Annotated in this window: 4 protein-coding genes; 1 reads left to right on the top strand and 3 read right to left on the bottom strand. The window is 70.2% G+C overall.

The annotated features are described in order from the left end of the window. On the bottom strand, positions 1-1526 hold a 1526-nt coding region (locus BZL64_RS28230; RefSeq protein ID WP_244205522.1), incomplete at its 3' end, for a streptophobe family protein. A 257-nt stretch (positions 1527-1783) separates the two neighbouring features. On the opposite strand from BZL64_RS28230, the gene BZL64_RS28225 reads away from it, so the two are divergent. Next, entirely contained in the window at positions 1784-4333 is a 2550-nt protein-coding gene (locus tag BZL64_RS28225) for an FHA domain-containing protein (protein WP_208639536.1), read from the top strand. A gap of 90 nt (positions 4334-4423) precedes the next feature. Here BZL64_RS28225 and BZL64_RS28220 read toward each other — a convergent pair whose 3' ends face one another. Then, positions 4424-5146 carry a transglycosylase SLT domain-containing protein gene (locus BZL64_RS28220; RefSeq protein WP_086771996.1) on the bottom strand — a complete coding sequence of 241 codons (723 nt, stop codon included), beginning with the start codon at positions 5144-5146 and terminating at the stop codon, positions 4424-4426. 296 nt (positions 5147-5442) lie between these two features. Then, a partial coding sequence (locus BZL64_RS28215; RefSeq protein ID WP_143663334.1) for an S-adenosylmethionine:tRNA ribosyltransferase-isomerase occupies positions 5443-5768 on the bottom strand: 326 nt, incomplete at its 5' end.

The raw sequence follows: 5768 nt of genomic DNA, 5'->3' as shown, positions 1-5768 counted from the left end.
GCCGTCCGCCCCGGACCGTGCTCGTACGGACGCTGCCCGACCGGTCCAGGTACCGGGACCGACTCCTCGCGCCCCGCGGCGGTGTCACGCAGTGCCAACGCCGTCGCCCATGTTCCCGCCGCCCCGGTCGCGCGGGCGAGCAGCGCACCGGCCGCCCCCGCACCCGCGCCCCACGCGGCGCCGAGCAGCAGCGCCATGCCGGGCTGCCCGTGCAACTCCACGCCCGCGCCGAAGGCGTCGAACCCGAGCACCGACAGGGAGGCGTCGACGGACACGTCCGCGAGCAGGGCGAGCAGGGGCAGCGCCAGCGCGGTCACCACTGCCAGCCGCACCGCGCACCACCCGGCGAAACCGGCGACCCCCGTGCCGCGCACCGCACCGGAACCGGGATCCGCCGCACCCGCCCGCACCGGTCCCACCGGGCTCCGTACCGCCGTCAACACCCCCGCCAGCAGCATCATCGCCGCCGCAGCGACCGCCAACAGCCATACGCGGCCGTCCAGTTCGGCCAGCCGCCCCAGCGTCACCGACTGGTCGGAGCCGGCGCCCAGCACGTCGTCGAGCGGATCCGGCAGCACCCGCGTCAGGACACCCGTCGCCCTGCCGTCCCACGGCACGAACAGGCCGACGTCCACGCCCAGCCACACCCCGTTGGGCGCCCCGAGGAGGGCCGCGCCCGCGATCCGCTTCGGGTGGTCGTCACCGATCGCCGCGTACCCCGCCGCAGCGAACCCGGCGGCCACCGCGACCAGCAGCACCGTGACGACGGCGGACACGGCGGGCCGTACCACCCGGTGTACGGCGTCCCAGCCCGGCGGCAGCGGCGTACGGCGGGAGGCCAGCAGGGCGATCAGCAGCACCGCCGCCGACCAGAGAAGCCCGCCGAGCAGCGTCGCGGCCGTGTCCACGGTGAAACCGACCGCCGCCCGCGCGTCGACCAGATCCCCGAGCCGGTCGGGCAGCAGCCCGCCGATGTCGCCGAGATCGCCCAGCCCGGGGACCTCGACGCCGCCGCCCCCGCCGGGCACGTCGTCCAGGCCCAGCGATCCGCCGTCGATCGTGATGACATCGTGCCCTGCCCAGGCCAGCCCGCCCATCATGGCGGTGAACAGCGCGACCACCGTGCCCGCGCGCGCCAGGAGTTCGGCCGGTGCGACCACAACTCCGGCCGTCCGCAAGGACCGTAGGAAGAACCACGACAGGAGCAGCGCTCCGGCCAGGCTCACGCCCAGTGGCGCGATGTCGATGGCCGTGTGCGCCTCCGCGCCCGTCAGTCCGAACGAGGACACATCGCCCGACGGCGTCACGGAGCCGCCGGCCCCGAGCGCCACGACCGCCGCCGTCATCGGGCCCAGCGAACCCGCGGTGTCCGCCCCCAGCAGATGCAGGCCGAGCGCCGCCGTCCCCGCCATCCCGATCAACGCCCAGCTCACCGCGGCGATCGCGGACAGCAGCACGTCCAGCCACGGCACACCCTGGCCGTACGCCGTGCTCCCGCTGTCGTCGACGCTCGTGCCGGCACTCATGCAGACCCCCCGATCCGCGGCGCGGAGCGGTGAAGATCACCGCTTCCGTCCCCCTCGCGTGCGTTTACCACTCTCCGGCCCGGTTTCAACCCCGTCAACGGCAACGGCCGATGAGACCGCGCGACCTCGGCGGGCCGTCTACGCAAGGCCCGACTTTCGGTCAGGGGGCCGGGCCTGAAATAGTTCCCGACGATGTTCGACATCCCTAGACTCCCTGTGATGGGGGTAACTCGGGGGACTACTCAGTGGGGCATGGAGTGCCGGAACTCGTACTGGAATTGAACGGACGCACCTGGACGCTCGATCCGTCCAGGTCATACACCCTCGGACGGGATCCGCAGGGGGACGTCGTCCTCGACGACGCCAGGGTCTCCTGGCGTCACGCCACGGTCAGTTTCAACGGCCGTGGCTGGACACTGGAGGACCACGGCAGCACCAACGGAACGTTCGTACAGGGCCAGCGCGTCCACCAGGTGGACATCGGGCCCGGCTCGGCGGTGCACTTGGGCAACGCCACCGACGGCCCGCGCCTGAACCTCTCCGGCGCGCAGGCGGCCGTCGCACAGCAGCAGCCGCAGGCGCAGCAGCCGTACGCCGCGCAGGGCGCCAACGCGGGCTGGGCGCAGCAGGCTCCGCCCCAGCCGCAGGCTCCACAGCCGCAGGTGCAGCAGCCGCAGATGCCGCAGCAGCCGCAGCCCGGATGGGAGCCGCCGCGGAAGGTCGACGCGCCCGTCCCGCAGCAGCAGGGGCCCGGCGTCGGCGCGGGGGCGCCGCCGGTCTACGGCGACCGCAGCCCGACCACGTTCCACCAGTTCTCCCTCGGCCGCGTCATGCGCATCGGCCGTGCCCTGGAGAACGACCTGGTCGTGTCCGACCTCCAGGTCTCGCGCAACCACGCCGAGTTCCACTCGACGCCCGACGGGCGCATGGAGATCCGCGACCTCGGCTCGCACAACGGCACGTACGTCAACGGCCAGCCGATCACCAAGGGCGGCTCGCAGCTGCTCGGCCCCACCGACATCGTCGGCGTCGGCCACTCGACGTTCCGGATCGTCGGCGACCGCCTCGAGGAGTTCGTCGACACCGGTGAGGTCTCCTTCTCGGCGCGCCACCTGACGGTGACGGTCGACGGCGGCAAGCAGATCCTCAAGGACGTCTCCTTCGGCGTCCCGGAGAAGTCGCTGATCGCGGTCATCGGCCCGTCCGGCTCCGGCAAGTCCACCCTGCTCAAGGCGCTGACCGGCTACCGGCCCGCCAACGAGGGTGACGTCCTCTACGACAACCGGAACCTCTACAAGCAGTTCGCCGAGCTGCGCCAGCGCATCGGTCTGGTCCCGCAGGACGACATCCTGCACAAGGAACTGACCGTCAAGAAGGCCCTCAAGTACGCGGCCAAGCTCCGCTTCCCGGCCGACACCACGGCCGCCGAACGCGACGCCCGTATCGACGAGGTGCTGCGCGAACTGAAGCTGGACATCCACAAGGAGAAGAAGGTCACCTCCCTCTCCGGTGGCCAGCGCAAGCGGGTGTCGGTCGCCCTGGAGCTGCTGACCAAGCCGTCGCTGATCTTCCTCGACGAGCCGACCTCGGGCCTCGACCCGGGCATGGACCGCGATGTCATGCAGTTGCTGCGCGGCCTCGCCGACGACGGCCGTACGGTCCTGGTGGTCACCCACTCGGTGGCCGAGCTGGCGATCTGCGACAAGCTGCTCGTGATGGCGCCCGGCGGCAGCGTCGCCTACTTCGGCCCGCCCGAGGAGGCCCTGAACTTCTTCGGCTACGACACCTGGGCCGACGTCTTCTCCGCCTTCGAGAACTACCGCGACTACGACTGGGCGGGCCGCTGGAAGGGCTCGCAGCACTACCAGATGTACGCCGCGGACCTCGACGCCATCGCCCCGCAGCCCGTATCGATGACGCCCATGCAGGCGATGAAGCCGCCGAAGCCGCAGGGCTGGATGTCCCAGTTCGTCACACTGGTGCGCCGCTACACGTCGGTGATCGTCTCCGACAAGGGCTTCCTCGGCCTGATGGTGATCCTGCCGGCCGTGCTGGGCGCGGTGAGCCTCCTCATCGACTCCGGCAACAGCCTGCTGCCCAACCCGGTCAATCCCAAGTCCGGCCGGATCATCCCCAACGGCACGGCCACCACGGTCCTGCTGATCCTCGCGGTCGGCGCCTGCTTCGCGGGCGCGGCGAACTCCGTCCGCGAGCTGATCAAGGAACGAGTGATCTACGAGCGGGAGCGCGCGACCGGCCTGTCGCGCTCGGCGTACCTGATGTCGAAGGTGTTCGTGCTCGGTGTGATCACCGTGCTCCAGGGCCTGCTGGTCGGCGTCATCGGCTTCTCCAGCCGGGAGATCCCGGCACAGGGCCTGGTCCTCGGCACCGCCACCATGGTCGAGCTGTCCATCCCGATCATGGCGCTGGGTTTCACCTCGATGATGTTCGGACTGATCATCTCCTCGCTGGTGAAGACGGCCGAGAAGACCATGCCGCTGCTGGTCATGTTCGCGATCATCCAGGTCGTGTTCACCGGCTGCCTGTTCTCGCTGAACGGCGCGGTCGGCGTCAACGAGTTCTCGTACCTGATGCCGTCGCGCTGGGCGGTCGCCGCGGCCGGCGCCACGCTGGACTTCAACAAGATCAGTCCGCCCGCGGACGGCGGCGACGCCGACCCGCTGTGGGAGCACACCGTCGGCGCCTGGGGCATGGACATGGCCGCGCTGCTCGTCCTCGGCGTGATCTGCGGCTTCTTCGTGGCCCGCTTCCTGCGCCGCCACGAGCCCGAGGTCATGCGCAAGTAGTCGCGAGCGGTCCTGCGACGCCGAAGGGCGGCACCCCGGTCAGGGGTGCCGCCCTTCGGCGCGTGGGGGTCTCTGCGGTACTCAGGACGCTCAGTACGCGCTGTTGACGTTGTCGATCGTCCCGTACCGGTCGGCCGCGTAGTTGGCGGCGGCGGTGATGTTGGCGATCGGGTCGTAGATGTTCCAGGACGTGCCCGGGACGTGGTACGCCTTGAAGGTCGGCGGGATCACCTGGAGCAGGCCCTTCGACGGGATGCCGTTGATGGCGTTGATGTCCCAGTCGTTGATGGCCTTCGGGTTGCCCGAGGACTCGCGGATGATGTTCTTGTGCAGCCCGTGGTAGGAGCCCGGGATGCCCTTCTTCTTCATGATGGCGAGAGACTCGCGGATCCAGCCGTCAAGGTTGTTCGGGTAGCTCTTGACGACGACCTGCTTGACCACGGGACGGTTCGCGGACCGGCTCGCGGCGGCGGCCTTGGCCTTGCGCGCGGCGGCGGCCTTCTTCGCGGCGGCGGCAGCCGCCTTCTTCTTCGCCGCGGCCGTGGCAGCCGCCTTCTTCTTCGCGGCCACCGCGTCGGCGGCGGCCTTCTTCTTGGCCTCGATGGCCTCGACCTTCAGGCTGGAGACGGCGAGCTGGTCGGTCACGCTGGCCTTGACGTCACGCACCTGGCCGGAGCTGTAGGCCACGCGGGACGAGGAGAGGGAGTCCGTGGTGGTCGTCTGACCGTCGGCCGGAACCACGGTGAAGGCGATGGCGGCGGCGCCGAGGGTGGCGACACCAGCGATCGCGATCTTGTGAGTGTTCTTGGGCATGGCGGAAGGGACCTCTTCGAGTAGACGGAGGTCGCTCTCGTCGTCCGGCGGCGGGTGCTTTCGGCACGAACGCCGCGGGGAGAAACCCGCGGCGCTGAGCGACGAGAGCCATTGTTAGCGGCCGCAAAATGCCCAGGCAAAGGTGTGACGTACTAAGTCGGGTAGTGGATCGGGTAAGGGCAAAACGGGACAGATCAGGCCGTCTGTCCCGTTCAGGCGGGTCCCTTTTGACTCCTAGTGTCCTTAGTACGTGATGTGCGCCCTATGTGCGGGCTCACAGGAGCGCGGAGGTTTTCTCACCAGCAGTTGCTGACGCAATGCTCTGTGTGAGCGGGGTCCTCCGGCAGGAGGAGATGCACGTCCCCGAACTCGTGCCACAGGTACGAACCGCGCAGTGCCTCCTCGTACCCACGGTCGATCGCCGCCCGCCCGGCCACCGCCTCCAGCATCAGCAGATGTGAGGCCTCCGGCTCGTGCAGCCCCGTCAGCAGCCCGTCCACCACCCGCACCCCACGCTCAGGAGTGACGACAAGGTCCGTCCACCCCGCACGCGCGCGGACGACCCCGTCCGCCCCCGCCGCCGACTCCACGGCCCGCACGGCCGTCGTCCCCACCGCTACGA

The sequence above is a fragment of the Streptomyces bobili genome (assembly GCF_002154575.1).
GTDB lineage: Bacteria > Actinomycetota > Actinomycetes > Streptomycetales > Streptomycetaceae > Streptomyces > Streptomyces bobili.
This window is presented reverse-complemented; position numbering and strand designations above follow the sequence as displayed.